At 69.8% G+C, this 22,737-nt stretch carries 18 protein-coding genes and 1 pseudogene; 15 read left to right on the top strand and 4 right to left on the bottom strand.

The window, feature by feature from the left end; genetic code table 11:
• Positions 1 to 6 precede the first annotated feature (6 nt).
• On the top strand, positions 7 to 615 hold the full coding sequence (locus DL519_RS23340) for a YwqG family protein (protein WP_190817923.1): 609 nt from the start codon (positions 7 to 9) through the stop codon (positions 613 to 615).
• Between the two features lie 392 nt (positions 616 to 1,007).
• Here DL519_RS23340 and DL519_RS23335 read toward each other — a convergent pair whose 3' ends face one another.
• The gene (locus tag DL519_RS23335; RefSeq protein ID WP_190817921.1) at positions 1,008 to 3,305 is read right to left on the bottom strand and encodes an FdhF/YdeP family oxidoreductase; all 2,298 of its coding nucleotides are present in this window, start codon (positions 3,303 to 3,305) and stop codon (positions 1,008 to 1,010) included.
• A gap of 127 nt (positions 3,306 to 3,432) precedes the next feature.
• Here DL519_RS23335 and DL519_RS23330 point away from each other — a divergent pair, with 127 nt between their 5' ends.
• The gene (locus tag DL519_RS23330) at positions 3,433 to 6,153 is read left to right on the top strand and encodes a valine--tRNA ligase (RefSeq protein WP_190817919.1); all 2,721 of its coding nucleotides are present in this window, start codon (positions 3,433 to 3,435) and stop codon (positions 6,151 to 6,153) included.
• On the opposite strand, the pseudogene DL519_RS50285 reads toward DL519_RS23330, so the two are convergent.
• Positions 6,144 to 6,281 (bottom strand): annotated as a pseudogene (locus DL519_RS50285) (hypothetical protein); the annotation flags it as partial. The gene DL519_RS23330 and the pseudogene DL519_RS50285 overlap by 10 nt on opposite strands.
• Before the next feature lie 327 nt (positions 6,282 to 6,608).
• Here DL519_RS50285 and folC point away from each other — a divergent pair.
• Positions 6,609 to 7,976 (top strand): bifunctional tetrahydrofolate synthase/dihydrofolate synthase, encoded by a 1,368-nt coding sequence (gene folC, locus DL519_RS23320; protein WP_190817917.1) that lies wholly within the window; start codon positions 6,609 to 6,611, stop codon positions 7,974 to 7,976.
• Positions 7,973 to 8,455 carry a DUF4233 domain-containing protein gene (locus tag DL519_RS23315; RefSeq protein WP_190817915.1) on the top strand — a complete coding sequence of 161 codons (483 nt, stop codon included), beginning with the start codon at positions 7,973 to 7,975 and terminating at the stop codon, positions 8,453 to 8,455. Before folC ends, DL519_RS23315 begins: the two co-directional genes overlap by 4 nt.
• 60 nt (positions 8,456 to 8,515) lie before the next feature.
• Here the strand turns inward: DL519_RS23315 and DL519_RS23310 are convergent, their stop codons facing one another.
• Positions 8,516 to 9,370, bottom strand: a complete 855-nt coding sequence (locus tag DL519_RS23310; protein WP_190817913.1) for a LysR family transcriptional regulator — start codon at positions 9,368 to 9,370, stop codon at positions 8,516 to 8,518.
• Positions 9,371 to 9,602: 232 nt separating this feature from the next.
• On the opposite strand from DL519_RS23310, the gene DL519_RS23305 reads away from it, so the two are divergent.
• Complete coding sequence (locus DL519_RS23305; RefSeq protein WP_223839440.1) at positions 9,603 to 10,379, top strand: DMT family transporter; 777 nt, start codon at positions 9,603 to 9,605, stop codon at positions 10,377 to 10,379.
• A gap of 23 nt (positions 10,380 to 10,402) precedes the next feature.
• On the opposite strand, the gene DL519_RS23300 is transcribed toward DL519_RS23305, so the two are convergent.
• Entirely contained in the window at positions 10,403 to 11,503 is a 1,101-nt protein-coding gene (locus DL519_RS23300) for a zinc-binding dehydrogenase (RefSeq protein ID WP_190817911.1), read from the bottom strand.
• A gap of 183 nt (positions 11,504 to 11,686) precedes the next feature.
• Here DL519_RS23300 and DL519_RS23295 point away from each other — a divergent pair, with 183 nt between their 5' ends.
• The 10 genes from DL519_RS23295 (at position 11,687) to DL519_RS23250 (ending at position 22,737) form a co-directional block, all read left to right on the top strand.
• Positions 11,687 to 13,225 carry an alkaline phosphatase D family protein gene (locus tag DL519_RS23295; protein ID WP_190817909.1) on the top strand — a complete coding sequence of 513 codons (1,539 nt, stop codon included), beginning with the start codon at positions 11,687 to 11,689 and terminating at the stop codon, positions 13,223 to 13,225.
• A gap of 84 nt (positions 13,226 to 13,309) precedes the next feature.
• Positions 13,310 to 13,516: an AbrB/MazE/SpoVT family DNA-binding domain-containing protein gene (locus DL519_RS23290; RefSeq protein WP_397544968.1), complete on the top strand. Its 207-nt coding sequence runs from the start codon at positions 13,310 to 13,312 to the stop codon at positions 13,514 to 13,516.
• Positions 13,506 to 13,934, top strand: a complete 429-nt coding sequence (locus DL519_RS23285; RefSeq protein ID WP_190817908.1) for a type II toxin-antitoxin system VapC family toxin — start codon at positions 13,506 to 13,508, stop codon at positions 13,932 to 13,934. Before DL519_RS23290 ends, DL519_RS23285 begins: the two co-directional genes overlap by 11 nt.
• A 106-nt stretch (positions 13,935 to 14,040) precedes the next feature.
• Positions 14,041 to 14,451: a nucleoside-diphosphate kinase gene (ndk, locus tag DL519_RS23280; protein ID WP_190817907.1), complete on the top strand. Its 411-nt coding sequence runs from the start codon at positions 14,041 to 14,043 to the stop codon at positions 14,449 to 14,451.
• 99 nt (positions 14,452 to 14,550) lie between these two features.
• Positions 14,551 to 14,931, top strand: a complete 381-nt coding sequence (locus DL519_RS23275; protein WP_223839438.1) for a GNAT family N-acetyltransferase — start codon at positions 14,551 to 14,553, stop codon at positions 14,929 to 14,931.
• A gap of 47 nt (positions 14,932 to 14,978) precedes the next feature.
• Positions 14,979 to 16,943, top strand: coding sequence for a TIGR03960 family B12-binding radical SAM protein (locus DL519_RS23270; RefSeq protein WP_190824165.1), 1,965 nt, complete (start codon positions 14,979 to 14,981; stop codon positions 16,941 to 16,943).
• Positions 16,944 to 17,232: 289 nt separating this feature from the next.
• A complete protein-coding gene (locus DL519_RS23265; protein WP_190817906.1) occupies positions 17,233 to 18,027 on the top strand; it encodes a TIGR03936 family radical SAM-associated protein in 795 nt (264 codons plus the stop codon).
• Between the two features lie 167 nt (positions 18,028 to 18,194).
• The gene (locus DL519_RS23260) at positions 18,195 to 21,104 is read left to right on the top strand and encodes a translation initiation factor IF-2 N-terminal domain-containing protein (protein ID WP_190817904.1); all 2,910 of its coding nucleotides are present in this window, start codon (positions 18,195 to 18,197) and stop codon (positions 21,102 to 21,104) included.
• Positions 21,105 to 21,192: 88 nt separating this feature from the next.
• The gene (locus DL519_RS23255) at positions 21,193 to 22,077 is read left to right on the top strand and encodes a hypothetical protein (protein WP_223839435.1); all 885 of its coding nucleotides are present in this window, start codon (positions 21,193 to 21,195) and stop codon (positions 22,075 to 22,077) included.
• Between the two features lie 51 nt (positions 22,078 to 22,128).
• Complete coding sequence (locus DL519_RS23250; RefSeq protein ID WP_190817899.1) at positions 22,129 to 22,737, top strand: TetR/AcrR family transcriptional regulator; 609 nt, start codon at positions 22,129 to 22,131, stop codon at positions 22,735 to 22,737.

Raw genomic sequence — 22,737 nt, 5'->3', positions numbered from 1 at the left:
AATGTGATGGCCACCAGCACCCCGCCCGATCGGCAGAACCTGGGCTTCGTGGAAGCGCCGGAGCTGATCACCGAACCGGTCACCAAGTTCGGCGGCCAGCCGGTTTGGCTGGCTGAACCGACCTGGCCGCTGTCGGCGAGCACCGGCCGGCCGATGCGGTTCATCGGCCAGATCCGCCTGCCGGGCGAGGAGGTCCGGCTCGGCTACCTGTTCATGACCGAGGACGATCCCGGCGAATTCGTCGACGGCACCTACGACCCGGCCGGCGGCGAGAACGCCTTCTTCGCCCAGCCCGGCGAACCGGCGGACTTCTACCAGGTGGCCAGCATCCGCCGCGGCCCCACGTTCGGCCCGGACCACCGAGCGGAACTCACCCCGCACGACCCCGACGCCGCCACCGACGACGAAAACGACCTGCTGCGCAGCCGCCTCTGGGGCGAACCGGGCTGGCTGCAGGGCGAGGAGTGGCCGGACGAACCCGGCACCTGGCGCTTCGTGGCGCAGTTGGACAGCGCGGACGAACCGTTCGACATGAACCTGGGCGACGCGGGTGTCGCCTACGCCTTCCTCGACGAGAAAACCGGCCAAGGCCGCTTCCTCTGGCAATGCTGCTAGCGCGTCTCACCGGCGTACTGAAAGCGGCACCGGCAGGTGCTTCCACAGTGACCGTTCTCGTCCTGGCGAGGTGGCTGGATCCGTCGTGGAGCCCGACGCAGATGATCATGCGACAACTACTCACGGCCGATTACCTTGAGTTTTAACCTTTGGGCTGGGTGCCGGGGGTCCAGTTGATCACGAGTGCAGCCCTTGGTTGATCATTGCTCTTGAGAGAGAAGCAAGATCGATCCAAGGGCTGCGATGGCTCGTGTGCATGATCCCGGTCGCGGAGTGGCATTCGGGGGTTGGTGGGGTTCCGGAATTACGACATAACACACTGTCCCGTGGCGGGGGATTGGTCGTGTTTCAACTGATCGCTGTTGGCGACAGCGGTCGGCACCAGCGACAGGTCAGGCCCGTTCCAGGCGGATGATGACGGCCTTGGAGACCGGGGTGTTGGACTTCTCCGCCACCGAGTTCAGCGGGACCAGGGGGTTGGCCTCCGGGTAGTAGGCCGCCGCGCAACCCTTGGCCGTCGAGTAAGCGACGATCCGGAAGCGGTCCGCCCGGCGCTCTTCGAGCGAGCCGTCCGCCGCCGTCCACTCCGAGATCAGGTTCACCAGATCTCCCGCCGCGAAGCCGAGTTCCGCGATGTCCTCGGGGTTGACCAGCACCACGCGGCGGCCGTCCTCGACGCCGCGGTAGCGGTCCGACAGGCCGTAGATCGTGGTGTTGTACTGGTCGTGGCTGCGCAGCGTCTGCAGCAGCAGGCGCCCGGCGGGCACCCGGATCGGCTCCGGGACGTTCACCGTGAAGTTCGCCTTGCCCGTCGCAGTCGGGAAGGTGCGGCTGTCGCGCGGCGGGTGCGGCAGCACGAAACCGTCCGGTTCGCGGACCCGGCGGTTGTAGTCCGCGCAGCCGGGCACCACCTGCGCGATGTGGTCGCGGATCACGTCGTAGTCGCGCTCGAAGGACTCCCAGCGCACTGGATGGTCCGGGCCGAGTAGCTCGCGGGCCAGCCGGCAGATGATCCCGACCTCCGAGAGCAGGTGCTCGGACGCCGGGGCGAGCCGCCCACGCGAGGCGTGCACCACCGACATCGAGTCCTCGACCGTCACGAACTGCTCCCCGCCGTCCTGCACGTCGCGTTCCGTGCGGCCGAGCGCGGGCAGGATCAGCGCGGTCCGGCCCGGGGTCGCGTGCGAGCGGTTGAGCTTCGTGGACACCTGGACCGTCAGCTCGCAGCCGCGCAGCGCCTGCGCGGTGGCGTCGGTGTCCGGCGTCGCGGACACGAAGTTCCCGCCCATCCCCAGGAACGCCTTGACCCGGCCGGACTGCATGGCCCGGATGGTGTCCACTGTGTCCAGACCGTGGTGGCGCGGCACCGGCACCCCGAACTCGCGCTCCAGGGCGTCCAGGAACTTCTCCGGCATCTTCTCCCAGATGCCCATCGTCCGGTCGCCTTGCACGTTCGAGTGGCCGCGGACCGGGCAGACTCCGGCGCCGGGCTTGCCGATCATCCCGCGCAGCAGCAGTAGGTTGACCACCTCGCGGATGGTTGCGACGCCCTGCTTGTGCTGGGTCAGCCCCATCGCCCAGCACGCCACCGTGCGCTGCGACGAGATCAGCATCTCCGCGATCCGCTCGATCTGCCCGCGGGCCAGCCCGGTGGCCTCGGCGGTGGCCGCCCAGTCGACGTCGGTGGCCTGGGCGGCGAACTCGGCGAAGCCGTGCGTGTGGGTGTCGATGAAGTCCTGGTCCACCGCCCCCGCCTTGATCACCAGCGCGTTGAGGGCCTTGAACAGCGCCAGGTCGCCGCCGATGCGGATCTGTGCGAACTCGTCGGCCAGTTGGGTGCCGTCGCCGATCACGCCGCGCACGTTCTGCGGGTTCTTGAACCGCATCAGGCCGGTCTCCGGCAGCGGGTTGACCGCGATGATCCGCCCGCCGCGCCGCTTGACCTTCTCCAGCGACGACAGCATCCGCGGGTGGTTGGTGCCCGGGTTCTGGCCCACCACCAGCACCAGGTCCGCGTGCTCCACATCGGACAGCGACACCGAGCCCTTGCCGATGCCGATGGTCTCGGTCAACGCCGACCCCGACGACTCGTGGCACATGTTCGAGCAGTCCGGCAGGTTGTTCGTGCCGAAGCTGCGCACCAGCAGCTGGTAGAGGAACGCCGCCTCGTTGCTGGTGCGGCCCGAGGTGTAGAACGCGGCATCGTCGGGCGAAGCCAGCCCGCGCAGGTTCGCCGCGATCACCTCGAACGCCTCGCCCCAGCCGATCGGGCGGTAGTGGCTGTCGCCGTCGCGCAGGATCATCGGCTGCGTCAGGCGCCCCTGCTGGCCCAGCCAGTAGTCGGTCTTGCCGGCCAGCTCGGCGACCGGGTGGCGGGCGAAGAACTCCGGCCCGACCCGCCGCGTCGTCGCCTCCTCGGCCACGGCCTTCGCGCCGTTCTCGCAGAATTCCGCGATCTTGCGCTTGTCGCCCTCGGCCTCGCGCGGGTCCGGCCACGCGCAGCCCGGGCAGTCGAAGCCCGCGCGCTGGTTCAGCAGCGGCAACGTCCGGGCGGTCCGGGCCAGGCCCATCTGTTCCCAACTGCGCTGCAGCGAGACCAGCACGCCCTTCACGCCCGCCGCGGCGTGGCCGGGCTGACCGACTCGGAGGGCGTTCTCGTCGATGTCCTGTTCTGGGGCTCCACGCGACATGGCAATAGCGTGCGACACCATTCACAGACCGGCATCGCCGAGGTGTCGGGAGTCACAACGGATGCTGGTCGCGGCGCAGCCTAATGCCCGGAAAACGCGCTGAACAGACACTCGTAGAATCCGGTGCGTGACACAGACCCATGCCGCCCAGCCCCGTGAACTTCCGTCGACCTGGAATCCGGCCGACGTAGAGGCCGAGCTGTACGAGCGCTGGGTAGCTGCCGGGTACTTCGTCGCCGACGCCAACAGCGACAAGCCGCCGTTCTCGATCGTCATCCCGCCGCCGAACGTCACCGGCAGCCTGCACATCGGGCACGCCTTCGAGCACACCCTGATGGACATCCTCACCCGGCGCCGCCGGATGCAGGGCTACGAAGCGCTGTGGCTGCCCGGCATGGACCACGCGAGCATCGCGGTGCAGGCGCTGGTGGAGCGCCAGCTCCGCGAGGAGGGCATCGACCACCGCGACCTGGGCCGCGAAGCGTTCCTGGAACGCGTGTGGCAGTGGAAAGAGAAGCACGGCGGGGCGATCCTGTCCCAGATGCGCCGCCTCGGGGACAGCGTGGACTGGACCCGCGAGCGCTTCACCATGGACGCCGGGCTGTCCCGCGCGGTGCAGACGATCTTCAAGAAGCTCTTCGACGACGGCCTGATCTACCGGGCGGAGCGCCTGGTCAACTGGTCGCCGGAGATGCGCTCGGCGATCAGCGACATCGAGGTGGAGCACAAGGAGGTCGAGGGCGAGCTCGTCTCCATGCGGTACGGCGACGGCGATGACTCGATCGTGGTCGCCACCACCCGGATCGAGACGATGCTCGGCGACACCGCCGTCGCGGTGCACCCCGACGACGAGCGTTACAAGCACCTCGTCGGCACCGAGATCGAGCTCCCGCTGACCGGTCGCAAGATCCCGGTCGTCGCCGACGAGCACGTCGACCCGGAGTTCGGCACCGGTGCCGTCAAGGTCACCCCGGCGCACGACCCGAACGACTTCGAGATCGGCAAGCGGCACGACCTGCCGATGCTGACGATCATGGACGAGCAGGGCCGGATCGCCCACACCAGCACGCAGTTCGACGGCATGGACCGCTTCGAGGCCCGCGTCGCCGTCCGCGAGGCGCTGCGCGAGCAGGGCCGCATCGTCGCGGAGAAGCGCCCGTACCTGCACAGTGTCGGGCACAGCTCGCGGTCGAAGGAGCCGATCGAGCCGCGGCTGTCTCTGCAGTGGTTCGTCAAGGTCGGCCCGCTGGCCAAGGCCGCCGGCGACGCGGTGCGCGATGGCCGGGTCGCGGTGCACCCGCCGGAGATGACCAAGCGCTACTTCGACTGGGTCGACAACCTGCACGACTGGGCCATCTCGCGGCAGCTCTGGTGGGGCCACCGCATCCCGATCTGGTACGGGCCGAACGGCGAGGTCGTCTGCGTCGGACCGGACGAGGAGCCGCCGACCGGCGAGGGCTGGCACCAGGACGAGGACGTGCTGGACACCTGGTTCTCATCGGGCCTGTGGCCGTTCTCCACGATGGGGTGGCCGGCGGACACCACGGACCTGCGGAAGTTCTACCCGACCAGCGTCCTGGTCACGGGCTACGACATCTTGTTCTTCTGGGTCGCCCGGATGATGATGTTCGGCCTCTACGCGATGGGCGATCATGAGCCGTCGAGCGCTGTTCCTTTCCGGGTCATCGCGCTGCACGGCATGGTCCGCGACGCGCACGGCAAGAAGATGTCGAAGTCCGCGGGCAACACCGTCGACCCGCTGGTGTGGATGGACACCTACGGCACCGACGCGCTGCGGTTCACCCTGGCGCGCGGCGCGAACCCCGGCACCGACTCGCCGATCAGCGAGGAGTGGGTGGCGGCGTCTCGCAGCTTCTGCACGAAGCTGTTCAACGCCACCAAGTTCGCGATGATGAACGGCGCGCGGGTGCCGGAGCGGCTGGCCGACCGCGGCGAACTCACCGACGCGGACCGGTGGATCCTGGACCGGGCCGACCAGTTGGTGTCCGATGTGGACGAACTGCTGGAGGACTTCCAGTTCGCCAAGGCCACCGAGGTGCTCTACCACTTCACCTGGGACGAGTTCTGTGACTGGTACCTGGAGCTGTCCAAGGTCCAGCTGGACGCTTCTGGAGCTGGCATGGGCGATAATTCTTCGCCTGCCCATGACCAGCGACCGGGTGCGGGTGTCCCGCAGGACGCTGCCGAGCGGGCGGAGCGCACCCGCGAGGTGCTCGGGTACGTGCTCGACGTGCTGCTGCGACTGCTGCACCCGACCATTCCGTTCATCACCGAGACGCTGTGGACCGCGTTGACCGGCCGCGAGTCCGTGGTGATCGCGGACTGGCCGGAGGTGTCCGGGGCGGCTGCCGACGAGGCGGCCGCGGAGCGGATCGCCGCGGCGCAGAAGCTGATCACCGAGATCCGGCGGTTCCGGTCCGACCAGGGGCTAAAGCCGGGTCAGCGGGTGGCGGCCAAGCTTGGCGGCGTCGTGGAGCAGGGCCTGGCCGACCACGTGCCCGCGGTGCGGGCGTTGGCCCGGGTCACCGAGCCGGCCGACGTGTTCACCTCGTCGGCGTCCATCGAGGTCGGGTTGACCGGCGGCAACGTGTCGGTGGAGCTGGACCTCTCCGGCGCCGTTGACGTGGTCGCCGAACGCAAGCGGCTGGCCAAGGACCTGGCCGCGGCGGAGAAGGAACTCGCGGGCACCGACAAGAAGCTGAACAACCAGGCGTTCCTGGACAAGGCCCCGGCCGACGTGGTGGACAAGATCAAGGCCCGTCGCGAAACGGCGCACGCCGACATCGCCCGCATCAACGCGCGCTTGGCCGCGCTGCCGGAGGCCTGATCGGTCACCGGGCACCGGTTCAGCCCGCTTGCGCCGGTCACGGCTTCCGCCAGTAGCCGCAGAACATACAGCCGGAACCACTGGTCGAAGCCCATGTACCGGAACTTCTCGACGTCCCCGCGGTCCAGGATGACCCGGGCGAAATGCGGCGATATCCGCTCCCGGCGGAATACCCGCAGGGTGGTTGAGCAGTCCGGTGTGCCGGCTTCATCCTTCGCGTCGCCAGGTTGGTGCGTCCACGCTCAACGGTTGCATTAGTTAGCCATGCCTAACCTGAGTGAGGCTCGCGATAGGGCACGCGGCCCTCGGAACGGGGCCGCCGCTCGCCGATCTCGCCCGCCGGGCCGCTCGACCACCGCCGCCGAACGGGTCTTCGACGGCCCGCCCGACGTCGAGACGTAGACTGACCTCGACATTCGTCGTGCCCAGTCGAGAAATCGCAGGGGAGTGAGCACTTGTCCGGCACCGATCCCGCCGCGCTGCAGGAGCTACGCGTGGTGGAGGCCGAGCTCAACGAACGCTGGCCGGAAACCAAGATCGAACCGTCGCTCGACCGGATCAGGGCGCTCACCGAGCTGCTCGCCGACCCGCAGCACAGCTATCCGGTCGTGCACATCGCCGGCACCAACGGCAAGTCGTCGACCTCGCGCATCACGGACGCGCTGCTGAGCGGCCTCGGGCTGCGCACCGGCCGCTACACCAGCCCGCATCTGCAGCTGGCCACCGAGCGCATCAGCATCGACGGCGCGCCGATCAGCCCCGAGGGCTACGTCGAGGCGTACCGGGACGTCGCCCCGTACGTGTCCATCGTGGACTCGCGCAGCGACGTCCGGATGAGCAAGTTCGAGGTGCTCACTGGCATGGCGTTCGCGGCCTTCGCCGATGCCCCGGTGGAAGCCGCGGTGATCGAGGTCGGCCTGGGCGGCAGCTGGGACGCGACCAACGTCGCCGAGGCGAAGATCGCGGTCGTCTGCCCGGTCGCGCTGGACCACGCCGAGTACCTCGGCACCGACCTGGCAGGGATTGCCAAGGAGAAGGCCGGGATCATCAAGCCCGGTTCGATCGCCGTCGTGGCGGCGCAGCCCGCCGAGGCGCAGAAGGTGATCATGGAGCGGGTCGCCGAAGTGGACGCGACCGTGGCCCGTGAAGGCCAGGAGTTCGGGGTGCTGTCCCGGACCGTCGCGGTGGGCGGCCAACTGCTCCGGCTGCAAGGCCTGGGCGGCGTGTACGACGAGATCTTCCTGCCGCTGCACGGCGAACACCAGGCGCGCAACGCCGCGCTCGCGCTAGCGGCCGTCGAGGCGTTCTTCGGTGCCGGTGCGGACCGGCAGCTCGACGTCGAGCGGGTCCGCGAAGCCTTCGCCAGCGTCGTCACCCCGGGACGCCTGGAGCGGGTACGCGCGGCACCGACCGTGCTCATCGACGCGGCCCACAACCCGCACGGCGCTCGCGCCCTCGCCGACGCACTGAGCTCGGAGTTCTCCTTCCGCCGATTGGTCGCCGTGGTCGGCGTGCTCGGCGACAAGGACGCGCGCGGCATCCTCGCCGAACTGGAGCCGGTGGTCGAGGAGATCGTGCTGACCAAGAACTCCTCGCCCCGCGCGATGGATCCCGACGAACTCGCGGGCGTGGCCAAGGACATCTTCGGACCAGACCGGATCGTGGTGGAACCCCGGCTGGACAACGCGGTCGAGACCGCGATCCAGCTGGCCGAGGAGACCGAGGAACCGGGCGAGTCGGTCTCCGGTGGCGGCGTGGTGATCACCGGGTCCGTGGTGACCGCGGGCGAGGCGCGCGCCCTGTTCGGCAAGGAGCCGGCATGAGCGATCCGCAAGATACGGGAGCCGTCGTGACCGATCAGTCGAAACCCGAACCGGAAAAGGGCCTGCCCGAGGCACCGCCCGGCGTGCGCGACCCGTGGAAGGGCCTGCGCGGGATCATGGCGGGCACGCTGGTGCTGGAGTTCATCACGTTCATGCTCGCGCTGCCGGTGGTCGGGAAGCTCGGCGGTGGCGTCTCCAGCATCGGCTTCGTCATCGTCACGGTGCTTTCGGTGCTGATGCTGGCGGCCGCGTTCGTGCAGCGCCGCCCCTGGGGACTCGGCGTCGCGCTCGCGCTGCAGGGCGCGATGATCCTGTGCGCCTTCGTGCACCCGGCGGTCGGGATCATGGGTGCGGTCTTCGCGGTGGTGTGGGGCTACATCCTCTACCTGCGCCGCGACGTCGCCCGCCGCATGCGGGAGGGGCAGCTCTACGACCAGCTCGGCCACCCGCCGGGCTACCCGCCGGAACAGACCGACTGAACGTTGCGCGTCCCGTGAGTACTTTTCGGTGCCACAGCGCCGAAAAGTACTCACGGGCAGCTAGCGGCGGAGCGCTTCGACGAGTGCCGAAGCGGCCGGGTGCCAGGGCCTGGTCAGCGGCCCGGTGAGGACGAGACTGCGGGTGACGCGTTGGCGCAAGGGGACCAGCACGAGCCTGGCGTCGAGCATCGGCTCGGCCAGGCCCGGGACCACCGAGATCCCCACACCGGCGCGGACCATGGCGAACAACGTGCCGACCTCGCGGATGCGGTGGGCGGGTTCGAGCCGGGCCCCGGCCTGGCGGTAGGCGTCGCGGACATGCCGCTCGCAGCCGCCGCAGGACAGCAAGAACGGGGCGTCGTCGAGGTCGCGGAGGTCGATCTCGCGTTGGTCGGCCAGTGGGTGGTCGTGCGGTAGCAGCGCGTGGAAGCGGTCCTCGCCGATCGGCACCCCGTCGCCCGGCGGCGGATCCACGAGCACCGCGAGTTCGACGGTCGCCGAGGCCAGCCAGTCGGCGACCTCGTCGTCCTCGCCTTCGAAGACGCGGATCTTCAGCTGCGGGAACTCGTCCCGCCAGCGCGCCAGCAACTCGGGCAGCAGCCCCTGGCAGACGGTCGGCGGCGCGGCCAGCCGGAGCGGGCCGGTCGGACGCCCGTCCCGATGCTCCGCGAGCACGCGGATGGCGTCGGTCGCGGCGACGGCGGTCCGGGCGTGTTCGAGGATGGTTTCGCCGAACGCCGTCGGCCGGGGTTTCCCCTGGCGCACCAGTACCCGGCAGCCCAGCGACTTCTCGAGCGCGGCCACGGCGTGGGACACCGCGGACTGGCTGATCCGCAGCGCGTCGGCCGCCGCGCTGAACCCGCCCTCGTCCGCCACCGCGAGGAACGCGCGGAGCTGCGCGATGTTGATCGACATGAGAAATCCTCATCGATGGGTCAGATCTGCTTGTTTGACTCATGATGCCCGGTCTTGTGCGATGGCGGAAATCCGCCGGAGAACGGCGGCGGCGACAGACAAGGTGGTGGCATGGCCGAGCGACTGGTTGAGTCCGCAGAGCGCGGGACCGAACGGTGGTTACCGGGCTTCGTCCTGCTGTCCGCGATCTGGGGATCCAGCTTCGTGCTGATCAAGGTCGCCGTCGACGCCGGTGTCGCACCGGTCTGGGTGGCGCTGCCTCTTCGGCGCCGTGGCGCTGTGGCTGGTATGCGCCGCGCAGCGGGTTCCGGTGCCGCACGATCCCCGGACCTGGGGGCACGCCGCGGTGGTGGCGTTGTTGCTCAACGCCGTGCCGTTCACGCTCTTCGCCTACGGCGAGACGCACGTCAGCTCGGTGCTGGCCGGGGTCTGGAACGCGACGACCCCGTTGACCACGCTCGTCTTCGTCCTCCTCCTCGTCCCGCAGGAGAAGCCGACCGCGCGCCGGATGGTGGGCCTGCTGATCGGCTTCGGCGGGGCGCTGGTGGTCCTCGGAGTGTGGCGCGGTGTCGGCGGCGGGGTGCTGGTCGGGAGCCTCGCCTGCCTGACCGCGACCACCTGCTACGGCGCCGGATTCGCCTACACCAGGCGGTTCTTCTCCGGCCGCGCCGAGTCGGCGACCGCGCTGACGGCCGTGCAACTCACCTGCGCCACGACCCAACTTGCGCTGGCGGCCGCGGTCGTCGGGTCGGTGCCCGCGTGGCCTGGCGCGACGGCGTTCGGATCCCTGGTGCTGCTGGGCGCGGTGGGCACTGGCCTCGCGTTCCTGCTGAACATGCGGGTGATCCGCGCGGCCGGGTCGACCATCGCATCGACTGTCACGTACTTGACACCGTTGTGGTCGACGGCGCTGGGCGGGGTCCTGCTCGCGGAACCGGTCGGCTGGAACACCCTGCTCGGCGGGGCCCTGGTGATCGCCGGAGTCCTCTTCGCCAGGACCTCCCGCTGACGCCGAACCTGGGCGGATGAGCGCTAGCCAATATCGATGACGGCTCGGCCGACGGTTTCGCCTCGCTTGAGCGCGTCGTAGGCCCCTTGGACCTGCTCGAAGGGGTAGTGGCGGCTGATCGCGTCCTGGGGGCGGAGCAGGCCGCGGGCCACCAGGTCGAGCAGGACCGGCATGTCGCGCCGCGGCTTCGCGCCGTAGGAGCCCTTGATCTGCAGCTTCCGCCGGGCGATGGTGGCCAGGTCGAATTCCCCGGTGGTGCCCCTGGCGGCGATGCCGACGACCACGACCTGCCCGCCCTCGACGACCGAGTCCCGGGCGATGTTGAAGGTCGGCACCGCGCCCAGCGCCTCGAATGCGACGTCCACGCCGCGCCCGCCGGTCAGCTCGCGGATCGCCGCTGGTGCGTCGACTTCTGCGGAGTTGACCGCGTGCGTCGCGCCGAGCTTCCGCGCCCCAGCCAGCTTCTCCTCGCTGATGTCCACCGCGATGATCAACGATGCGCCGAACACCGCCGCCAGCTGGATCAGCGCCGAACCGACGCCGCCTGCCGCGACCACCGCCACGGTGTCGCCCACGTGCACGTTCGCCGCGTGGCGCAACGCGCCGTACGCGGTCATCGTCGAGCAGCCCACCGAAGCGACGTCGCTGAGCTCCACGCCGTCCGGCACGCGGTAGACCGAGGTCGCGGGCGTGACGCAGCGTTCCGCCAGGCCGCCCATCGAGTACATCCAGACCGGCTCGCCGTCCGGCCGGAACAGCCGGGTCTCGTCGTCGTAGAGCCGCCCCCTGCCGCGGTTGAACTCGAAGAACCTCTGGCAGATCTCCTCGTTGCCGCGCGCGCACTGCTCGCACTGGCCGCACGGCATGATGAAGCTGGTCACCACCCGGTCGCCCACCTCGAACCCGCTGACGCCCGGCCCGACCTCGGCGATCACGCCGGCCACCTCGTGCCCGAGCACGGTCGGCGTCGGGAACGGCAGTTCGCCCTTGAGCACGTGCAGGTCCGTGTGGCAGGCACCGCAGGATCGCACGTCGATGGCGACCTCGCCGGCCTTCGGCCGGGGATCGGCGAGTTCCTCGATCCGCATCGGCTGGTTCGCGGCGGTGTGCACGGCGGCGCGCATCCGGACCTCCTTGTCAGACCGGCCAGTCGGTTTGCCCGTGAAGCTATCGCGCCGATCGGCCGGACACCAGGTGTGAGCGCGAAAGTGCCGTCGGTGCACCGGCGGCCGATCGGCACGAACACTTCACTTGTGCGTCGACCAGCGGTGATCCGGAAGCTTCCTGCCCTGGATAGAACCAGCGGCATGAGTCCCGAACACTCCCAGCTCAACCGGCGCGCCCTGCTCCGCGGCGCCGCTGCCACCGGAATCGCTGCCACCGGCATGTTCCTCTCCGGCGCCCCCGCGTTCGCGCGCGGCGGTCGCCCGGTGCTGACCCACGGCGTCCAGCTCGGCGACCCGCGCCCCGACGGGGCGGTGGTGTGGACTCGCGCCGACCGGCCGTCGCGGATGTTCGTGGAGATCTCCCGGCACGCTGACTTCCGCGGCGTGCGGCGGATCCCCGGTCCGGTCCTGACCCCCGAGACGGACGGCACCGGCGAGCTGCAGGTGACCGGGTTGCCGCCGGGGGAGCAAGCCTACTACCGCGTCATCGCCGAGGACCTCGACGGGCGCGTCGAGAGTGAGGCCCTGACCGGCACCTTCCGCACCGCCCCGCGCAACCGCCGGGACGTGCGCTTCTTGTGGTCCGGCGACGTCGTGGGGCAGGGCTGGGGCATCAACCCGGACCTCGGCGGTATGACGATCTACAACGCGATGGCCGCCCGAAACCCGGGCTTCTTCCTGCACAGCGGCGACACGGTGTACTCCGACGGGCCGTTGAAGGAGTCCGTCACGCTGCCCGACGGCCGGGTGTGGCGCAACGTCGTGACCCCGGAGAAGTCCAAGGTCGCCGAGACCCTGGCCGAATACCGCGGGCAGTTCGCCTACAACCTGCTGGACGAGAACGTGCGCCGCTTCGCCTCGCAGGTCCCGCAGCTGGTGCAGTGGGACGACCACGAGGTCACCAACAACTGGTACCCGGGCGAGATCCTGGACCTCGCCCAGTACACCGAGAAGCGGGTCGACGTGCTCGCCGAGCGTGCCTTCCAGGCCTTCCACGAGTGGCAGCCGGTCCGGCGCCAGGACGCGGTGGACGGCCGCGTGTACCGGAAGGTCTCGCACGGACCGCTGCTGGACGTCTTCGTGCTCGACATGCGCAGCTACCGCGACCCGAACTCGGCGGGCACCACGCCGGAGCGGATCCTCGGCGACCGCCAGGCGCGTTGGCTCGTCGACGAGCTCAGCCGGTCGCAGGCGACCTGGAAGGTGATCGCCTCGGACATGCCGATCGGCATCGTCGTGCCCGACGGCGACAAGATCGAGGCCGTCGCGAACGGGCTGCCGGGGGCGCCCAACGGGCGCGAGGCCGAGCTGGCGTGGGTGCTGCAGGAGATCAGCCGTCGGTCGGTGCGCAACACCGTCTGGCTGACGGCCGACGTGCACTACACGGCCGCGAACCACTACTCGCCGGAGCGCGCGGCCTTCGCCGGGTTCGACCCGTTCTGGGAGTTCGTCTCCGGCCCGCTGCACGCCGGTGCGTTCGGGCCGAACAAGCTCGACCCGACCTTCGGCCCGGACCAGGTGTTCGTCAACGCCCCGACCCGCCAGGGCGCCTCCCCGTGGGAGGGCTTCCAGCACTTCGGCGAGGTCAACATCGACGGCCGCACCGAGCAGCTGACCGTGGACCTCCGCGACCAGTCCGGCCGCTCGCTGTGGGCCAAGACGCTGGACCCGAGGCGCTGACCAGTCACGATCGAGTTATTCGGTGGAAGTAGAAGTAGGAAAAGTCGTATTCTTACTTCCGTGAAGATGACGGAGAAGGGGCAGGTGACCATCCCGGTCGACCTGCGCCGCGAACTAGGACTGCGCCCCGGGGATCAGATCGAGATCAGATTGGAGGGAAACGCGCTGATCCTCACCCGCGGGCATTCGGTGCCCAGCCGTGGACAGCGGATCGTGGTGCATCTCCGCGGACGTGCCAGCGGGGAGGGGCTTTCCACCGACGAGATCATGGCGTTGACCCGTGGCGAGTGAGTACGCCCGCGCACCGGCCACGTTGGTCGACTCCAACATCCTGCTCGACCTGGTCATCGAGGAGACTGAATGGGTCGACTGGTCATCGGACGCGTTGGAGAAGGCGGCGGAAGAGGGGCCCTTGGTGATCAACCCGTTGATCTTCGCCGAGGTGTCGGTTCGTTTCCCAACGATCGAGGAAGTTGAGGAAGCGTTCCCGAACGACTTCTTCATCCGAGCGCCACTGCCGTGGTCGGCGGCGTTCCTCGCGGGGAAGTGCTTCCGGGACTACCGGAAGCGAGGCGGGGAGAAGCGGTCACCCCTGCCCGATTTCTACATCGGTGCGCACGCGGCGGTCAGCCGACTCCGCCTGCTGACCCGCGATGCGCGCCGGTACCGCGCGTACTTCCCGACGGTCGAGGTGATCGCGCCAGACTGAGGCAGGGCTGCGGCTCGGGGTGTCACCTGCATCGATACCCTGACGGGCAAATCGGGCGCGGTGCGTGTTCGCACCCGGCGCCACCGGAAATGAAGGAGAGTCAACCGTGAGCGAGCGCACCCTGGTCCTGGTCAAGCCCGACGGTGTCGAGCGTGGCCTGGTCGGCGAGGTGATCAGCCGCATCGAGCGCAAGGGCCTGAAGCTGGTCGCGCTGGAGCTTAAGAACGTCGACCGCCAGCTCGCCGAGCAGCACTACGCCGAGCACGACGGGAAGCCGTTCTTCGGCAGCCTGATCGAGTTCATCACCTCCGGTCCGGTCGTGGCCGCGTGCGTCGAGGGCCCGCGCGCGATCTCGGCGTTCCGCCAGCTGGCCGGCGGCACCGACCCGGTCGACAAGGCCGCGCCGGGCAGCATCCGCGGCGACTTCGGCCTGGAAGTCCAGTACAACCTCGTGCACGGCTCCGACTCCGCCGAGTCCGCCGAGCGCGAGCTCAAGCTGTGGTTCCCCGAGATCTGAGCACCGTGACCGAAACCAGCGTCGACGCCGACGGCGTCGTCCCGGCCCGCACCAGGTGGAAACCCCGCACCCGGACCTGGTGGACGCGTTGGCCGGTTTGTGGGGCCGCGTCACCGCCGCCGGTGGTGCGGCCGGTTTCAGCCCCAGCTTCCGGTCCGCAGGCACACAGGTGAACTCGCCTGGCTTGCGGCCGATCCCGCGCTCCAGGGCAAGGGATGGGGAAAGCGGCTGCTCGCTGAGGTCCTGATACAGGCTCGGGCGATCGGCCTGGAGAAGCTGGACCTGGTCATCCGCAGCGGGCATGACTTGGAGCGCTTCTACGAAGGCAACGGCTGGGTCGAACGCGGCCGCTGGCCGGGCACGGTCCGGGTCGCGCCACCGGCGACGACCGCGACGAAATCGGGTTCACCCGGTACGTCTGAACTCCGATGCTGCGCGATTTCAATGGAAATCGAAGGTCTAAGGTCCAATTTCCATTGAAATCGCCCCCGGTCCTCCTGCTCGTGGCGGACCTCTACCCTGGTCGCGTGCGTGTTGAGTCCGTTTTCGACAGGTTGGAACCGCTGCTGCCGCGCGTCTCCAAACCCGTGCAATACGTGGGTGGGGAGCTCAACGCGACGGCGAAGGCGTGGGATGACGTCGCCGTCCGGTGGTGCCTCATGTACCCCGACGCCTACGAGGTCGGCCTGCCCAACCAGGGCGTGCAGATCCTCTACGAGATCCTCAACGAACAGCCGGATGTCCTGGCCGAACGCACGTACGCGGTGTGGCCGGACCTCGAAGAGCTGATGCGGGAGCACGACATCCCCCAGTTCACCGTGGACAGCCACCGCCCGGTCGGCGCGTTCGACGTGCTGGGTCTCAGCTTCGCCACCGAACTCGGTTACACCAACCTGCTCAGCGCGCTCGACCTCGCGGGCATCTCGCTGCACGCGGTGGACCGCACCGACGACGACCCGATCGTGCTGGCCGGCGGGCACGCGGCGTTCAACCCGGAGCCGATCGCCGACTTCCTGGACGCCGCGGTGCTCGGCGACGGCGAGGAAGCCGTCCTGGAGATCACCGAGGCCATCCGCCGCTGGAAGGCCGAAGGACAGCCGGGCGGCCGGGACGAGCTGCTGCTCCGGCTGGCGGAGTCCGGCGGCGTGTACGTGCCGAAGTTCTACGACGTCAGCTACCGCCCCGACGGGGCGATCGACGAAGTCGTGCCCAACCGCGACCGGGTGCCGTACCGGGTCTTCAAGCGCACCACCATGGAGCTCGACGACTGGCCGTACCCGAAGAAACCGCTGGTCCCGCTGGCCGAGAGCGTGCACGAGCGGATGAGCGTGGAGATCTTCCGTGGCTGCACCCGAGGCTGCCGGTTTTGCCAGGCCGGGATGATCACCCGACCGGTGCGGGAGCGGTCCATCGAGGGCATCGGCGAGATGGTGCAGCGCGGGCTGGCTGCCACCGGCTTCGATGAGGTCGGCCTGCTGTCGCTGAGCTCGGCCGACCACTCCGAAATCGCCGAGATCACCAAGGGGCTGGCGGACCGCTACGAGGGCACTAACACCGGGCTGTCGCTGCCGTCGACCCGGGTGGACGCCTTCAACATCGACCTGGCCAACGAGCTTTCCCGAAACGGCCGCCGCTCTGGCCTGACCTTCGCGCCCGAGGGCGGCAGCGAGCGGATCCGCCGGGTGATCAACAAGATGGTGTCGGAGGAGGACCTGATCCGCACCGTCTCCGCCGCGTTCGCCAACGGCTGGCGACAGGTCAAGCTGTACTTCATGTGCGGCCTGCCGACCGAGACCGACGAGGACGTGCTGCAGATCGCCGAGATGGCCAAGGAGGTCATCCGGGCCGGTCGTGAGGTTTCGGGCCGCAAGGACATCCGCTGCACGATCTCGATCGGCGGGTTCGTGCCCAAGCCGCACACCCCGTTCCAGTGGGCCGGGCAGACCGACCCGGACACCATCGACGACCGGCTGCGCAAGCTGCGCCAAGCGATCAACGCCGACCGCAGCCTGGGCCGGAACATCGGCATGCGCTACCACGACGGCAAACCGTCCCTGGTCGAAGGGCTGCTCTCGCGCGGCGACCGCCGCCTCGGCCGGGTCATCGAGCGGGTGTGGCGCGAAGGCGGCCGGTTCGATGGCTGGAACGAGCACTTCTCGTTCGAGCGCTGGATGTCCTGCGCCACCGCCGAGCTCGAGCAGTTGGGAGTGGACGTGGACTGGTACACCACTCGGGAGCGCGGCGAGCACGAGGTGCTGCCGTGGGACCACCTCGACTCCGGGCTGGACAAGGAGTGGTTGTGGGCCGACTGGCAGGACGCGCTGGACGCCCGCGAGCAGGACGACTGCCGGTGGACGCCGTGCTTCGACTGCGGCGTGTGCCCGACAATGGGCACCGACATCGAGGTCGGCCCGACCGGGCGAAAACTGCTGCCGATCTCCCCGGTCGGCCAGGGCTCCCCGGTGCGCAACCCGGCCTTCAACGGCGGCTGACCACTCGGACCAGATCCCGGTTTCCGCTGGTCAGGTATTGCGGAACGGCTGCGCCTCGGCGGAACCGAGGATGTGCGCCGGAGCAACCAGAGCCCGTGAGCCGAGCTGTCGGTGCAGGGGTGGTCGCCGGGGTACGGTCCTTCGAAACATGACCCGCAGGTGTTGTCACACTGCGGTTGAGCACGCAAGCATCGACATCGGAGCGGTCGACGGCGACCGCCGATGACGATCATTGGTCGGGGAGGGCATCCTGAGTCGGCGAGATCACCCCAATCCCTCGGCGCCACCGGTGCAGAAGCTGCGGCTGCGCTACGCCAAACGGGGGCGGCTGCGGTTCACCTCGCACCGGGACGTCGCGCGCGCCTTCGAACGCGCGCTGCGGCGGGCCGGGGTACCCATGGCGTATTCCCAGGGCTTCAGCCCACATCCGAAGGTGTCCTGGGCGGGCGCGGTGCCCACCGGCGTGTCCAGCGTGGCCGAGTACGCCGAGGTCCAACTCGTCGAACGGCTCGACCCGGAGGTACTGCGCGACGAGCTCAACGCCGCGCTGCCCGACGGGATCGACGTGCTGGACGCGGCGGACGCCGAGCCCGGTGCGCTCGCCGACCGGCTGCAGGTCAGCCGGTGGCGGATCGATCTTCCCGGCACGGACGTCGCCGAGCTGCGCGACGCCGTAACGGCGCTGATGGCGGCCGACACCGCGCTGGTGGAGCGGATGACCAAGGATGGCCGCCGCACCATCGACGCGCGGGCGGCGCTGGTCAGCGCGGAGGTCCAGGGCGGTCCCCGGATCGTCGCGCAGGGTGATCAAATTTCCGCGTCGACCGCCCAGGTGGACGATTGGCCGGAGGCATCAGAACCGTATGGGATACTTGTAACGGTCGTGCGGCAGACAACACCGGTCGTACGACCCGACGACGTACTGAGCGCCCTGCGTGTCGTCGCCGATCTGGCACCGTCGGCCGCCGCGAGCGCGACCCGGCTGGAGCAGGGTCGGCTCGACGACGGGGGACGGATTGTCGACCCGTTGGCCCGGGCCTCAGGCGGCGACCGGATTCCGGCGGGAGGCCCCGCGGCGGGGTGACGGGCGGCGCGGACGTCGTCGACCCGCCGTGTGACTTCCCGGCCTGAAGGCCCGGGGCGGAGGGACCACGAAGAATTGCCGTCGCCTGCGGGCGGCGGAGACCGAAGATCGCACATGCCTCTGTGCGGCCGCGTCCACCCGGACGCGCCCGGGGGCGGAGGAGCTGGATGTTGAACATGAATACGCCCGCTGGAAGCACCAGCGGGCAATCGCCCACACCTACCCGAGAAGGGCAGGGCACGATCGAGCTGCCCGCCAAGCTCCGGGTCCACGCACTGGCCAAGCTGCTGGGCGCCAGCAGCCGGGAGATCATCACGACGCTGGAATCGATCGGTGAATCGGTCCGCAGCGCGCAGTCGAACATCACCCGCGACGTCGCCCTGCAGGTGGTGCAGGCCCTGCACCCCGAGCTGGTGGCGGAGTCGGGTAACCCGGCCGAAGCCGAGGCGCCGGACGAGGCCGAAACCAAGAGCGAGCCCGAGGCCGAACCGCAGTCCGCGGTCGAGCCCGTGGTGCCTGCTGCTGACTTCACGCCCGCCGGAGTCGAGCGGGGCGCCAGCGCGCCCGCGCCCGGGCTGACGCCGCTCTTCGCCGCACCGGAGGCGATGTTCCTGGCACCGCAGCAGCAGGAGGCGCGGCCCGTGCCGAAGGCCGAGCCGGAGCCGCCGGAGGCGCAGCCGGAGCCCGAGGCCGTCGAGGCCGAAGAGCCCGGGGCGGACGCCGAGGCCGAGGACGAACCCGCTGGTCGCCGCCGTCGTAGGCGGGGCCGCCGGGGCCGTGGTCGGGGTCGCGGCGCCGAGTCCGAGTCGGGGGAGGAAGAGTCGGAGATCACCGAGGAGACCAGCGCCGAAGCCGCCGAACCGGCCGTCGAGGAAGCCACCGAGGAACAGTCGGCCGAGGCCGAAGGCGCGGGCGAGTCCAACCGGCGCCGTCGGCGTCGCCGCCGTCGCAAGGGCTCTGCGGACGACGAGAGCGGCGCCCGCGAGGACGACCCGCCGAACACCGTCGTGCACGTGCGCGAGCCGGCGGCCGCGGAAACCCGCCAGGACAGCAGCGTCGACGAGGTCCGCGCGGTCAAGGGCTCGACCCGGCTGGAAGCCAAGCGGCAGCGCCGCCGGGACGGCCGCGAGGCCGGTCGCCGGCGGACACCGGTGCTCTCCGAGGCCGAGTTCCTGGCCCGCCGCGAGTCGGTGGACCGCAAGATGGTCGTCCGGCAGAACGGCGACCAGACCCAGATCGCGGTGCTCGAGGACAACGTCCTCGTCGAGAACTTCGTGACCTCGTCGGGCTCCGGCTCGCTGGTCGGCAACGTCTACCTCGGCCGAGTGCAGAACGTGCTGCCGAGCATGGAGGCGGCGTTCGTCGACATCGGCCGGGGCCGTAACGCGGTGCTCTACGCCGGCGAGGTCGACTGGGACGCCGCGGGGCTGGCCGGCAAGGCCCGCCGCATCGAGCAGGCCCTGCAGACCGGCGACAGCGTGCTGGTGCAGGTCACCAAGGACCCGGTCGGCCACAAGGGCGCGCGCCTGACCACCCAGATCAGCCTGCCCGGCCGATTCCTGGTGTACGTGCCGGGCGGCGGTGCCACCGGCATCAGCCGCAAGCTGCCGGACACCGAGCGCAAGCGGCTCAAGGAGATCCTCAAGCGGATCGTGCCGGACAACGCCGGGGTGATCATCCGCACGGCGTCCGAGGGCACCAGCGAAGAGGCGCTGGACCGCGACGTGCGGCGCCTGCAGGCGCAGTGGGAGGTCATCAAGGAGAAGGCCGAGACGCCTGGCGCGCAGGCCCCGCAGCTGCTCTACGAGGAGCCGGACCTGCTGATCAAGGTCGTCCGCGACCTGTTCACCGAGGACTTCTCGGCCATGACGGTCCAGGGCAACGACCCCTGGGACACCATCGAGGCCTACGTCAAGCACGTCGCACCCGACCTGGCGCAGCGGCTGTACAAGCACGTCGGCAAGAACGACGTGTTCACCGAGCAGCGGATCAACGAGCAGATCGCCAAGGCCCTGGACCGCAAGGTCTGGCTGCCCTCCGGCGGCTACCTGGTGATCGACCGCACCGAAGCCATGACGGTGATCGACGTCAACACCGGCAAGTTCACCGGCTCCGGGGGCAACCTGGAGGAGACGGTCACCCGCAACAACCTGGAGGCGGCCGAGGAGATCGTCCGCCAGCTCCGGCTGCGCGACATCGGCGGCATCATCGTCATTGACTTCATCGACATGGTGCTGGAGTCCAACCGCGACCTGGTGCTGCGCCGCCTCACCGAGTGCCTGGGCCGCGACCGCACCCGCCACCAGGTCGCCGAGGTGACCTCGCTCGGTCTGGTGCAGATGACCCGCAAGCGCGTCGGCACCGGGCTGCTGGAGGCCTACAGCAGCACCTGCGAGCACTGCCGCGGTCGTGGCCTGCTGGTTTCGACGGAGCCGGTCACGTACCCGAACGGCCAGGCCGCCAACAACGGTGCTCGCCGCAACCGGCACCGCGGCAAGCAGCACGACGAGCAGCCCGCTCCGGAGCCGCGCAGCGAGGCCAAGGCGGAGGCCGTCAAGGCCGAAGAGCCGAAGGCCGAGGCTGCCAAGGTCGAGCAGCCCAAGCTGGAGCCCGTCAAGCCGCCGGAGCCCGTCAAGCCGCCGGAGCCGGTGAAGCCAGCGGAGCCTGCGGCCGTCGAGGCCGTCGGGGCCGAGCCGGAGATGGCGAAGCCGGAGGCGCCGGTTGAGCCGAAGGCGGCTGTCAAGCCGAAGGCTGTGGCGGCGGAGCCGGTTGTCGAGCCGAAGGCGGTGGAGCCCGCGGCGGAGCCACTGAAGGCCGAGCCGGTGGCGGCGGCCCCTGCAGAGGCCAACGGCCGACCGCGGCGGAAGGCGAGGCGGGCCGCTGGGAGCGCCGGTGCTCCGGTGACTCCGCTGGTGGTCAGCAAGTCGGCGGAGCCGCAGCAGTCCGCCGACAACGGACTGCCGAGCGTCGCCCCGGCCGCCCCGGCCGCGCCGGTGCGGCGGGTTCGCCGGGCCGCGTCGCGTCCGGCCGGTCCGCCGGTGGAGGACGCCCCCACCGGGGCTGCGACCGAGGGCTGAGCAGATTCGACGGAATGGCCGATCCGTTCAAGAACGGATCGGCCATTCTTCTTATCGTCGGCACATGATTCGATGCACCGCCGAGCGCGTGACCGCTGTCGAGCAGTTCGTCTGGCTGACCGCGCGAGTGCTGGAACAACGCCGTTTCGAGTTCTTGTTCGCCAAAGGCGGCGCGGACGGGGTGCTGGCAGCGCTCGATGCGTACCGCTGCGCCGGCGGCGGCTACGGCTACGCCCTGGAGCCCGACGCGCGCGGCCCGTTCAGCCAGCCGCTGCAGACCTACACGGCGCTGATGATCCTCGACGAGGTCGGGGCGTGCGACGGGGCTGCGGTTGCGCGGGCCTGTGACTATCTGATGTCGATCACGCGTCCGGACGGCGGTGTGCCCGCCGGTGACACGCGGCTGCGGGACTACCCGCACGCGCCGTGGATGCCGGTGGTCGAGGAACCCGACGGGAACCTGCTCGCCACCGGACTGCTCGCCGGTGTGCTGCACAAGAACCGGATCGAGCACCCGTGGCTGGCCGGGGCCACCGAGTTCTGCTGGCAACGGATCGATGGGCTGGCCGAGAGTCACCCGTACGAGGTGCAGGCGGCGATGGCGTTCCTCGACCAGGTTCCCGATCGGCATCGGGCGCGCGCGGCGGCCAAGCGACTGGGCGAGTTCGTGCGGGAACAGGGGTTGGTGCTGATTGATCCGCAGCACCCCGAACGAGCCCAGGTGCCTCCCGGCTACGCCCCTGGCGAGCTGCACTGCGTCTGGGATTACGCGCCGGAACCGACGAGCCTGGCGCGTTCGTGGTTCTCCGACGAAGAGATGGCACAGGGCCTCGACCACCTCGCGGGCCTGCAGGAGGACGACGGCGGCTGGCCGATCCGCTGGCGCGCGTGGGCCCCCGGTACCCGCCTGGAGTGGCGCCCCCGGGTGGCGATCGAAGCCCTGCGCGCCCTCCGCGCCTACGACCAAGTCTGAACCGGGGCCGTGAGCAACCCAGTCTTTGCTCACCTGTGCTAGTTTTTGCTCATGCGAGCAAATTACAGCTCAGGTGAGCAAGGCAGGTCGTTCACCGAGCGGGGCCGGCGGGCGCAGATCGTCGAGGCCGCCATCGAGGCGATCGTCGAGCTCGGCTACTCGCGCGCGTCGTTCGGGCAGATCGCCAAGCGGGCCGGGCTGAGCAGCACGGGCATGATCTCCTACCACTTCAAGAACAAGGCCGAGCTGATGCAGCAGGTCCTCACCGATGTCTACGCGGCGGCCGAGCAGCTGGTGGGAGCACGCATCGACGCGGCCGGCACGGCGCGCGACCAGCTCCGGGCGTTCATCGAGTCCAGTGTGGACTTCTATCGCACGAACCACCGGCAGCTCCGGGCGCTCACCGAGATCTTCTTGAACGAACGCGGCGACGACGCGGCGTTGCCGCACCGGCGGGAACTCGAAGGCATGCGAGAACTGCTCCGCGCCGGTCAGCGGTCGGGGGAGTTCCGGGACTTCGACCCGCACGTCATGGCGGTGACATTGCGCCACGCGCTGGACGGCGTCGCGCTTCGCCTCGGGGTAGAGCCCGATGCCGACGCCGACCTCTACGCCCGCGAGCTCGCGACCACGTTCGATCTGGCCACCCGAGCGGGTTGA

It is taken from the genome of Saccharopolyspora pogona (assembly GCF_014697215.1).
Classification (GTDB): Bacteria; Actinomycetota; Actinomycetes; order Mycobacteriales; family Pseudonocardiaceae; genus Saccharopolyspora; species Saccharopolyspora hattusasensis.
The sequence above is the reverse complement of the archived record's forward strand: the minus strand, read 5'-3'. Positions and strand labels throughout refer to the sequence as shown.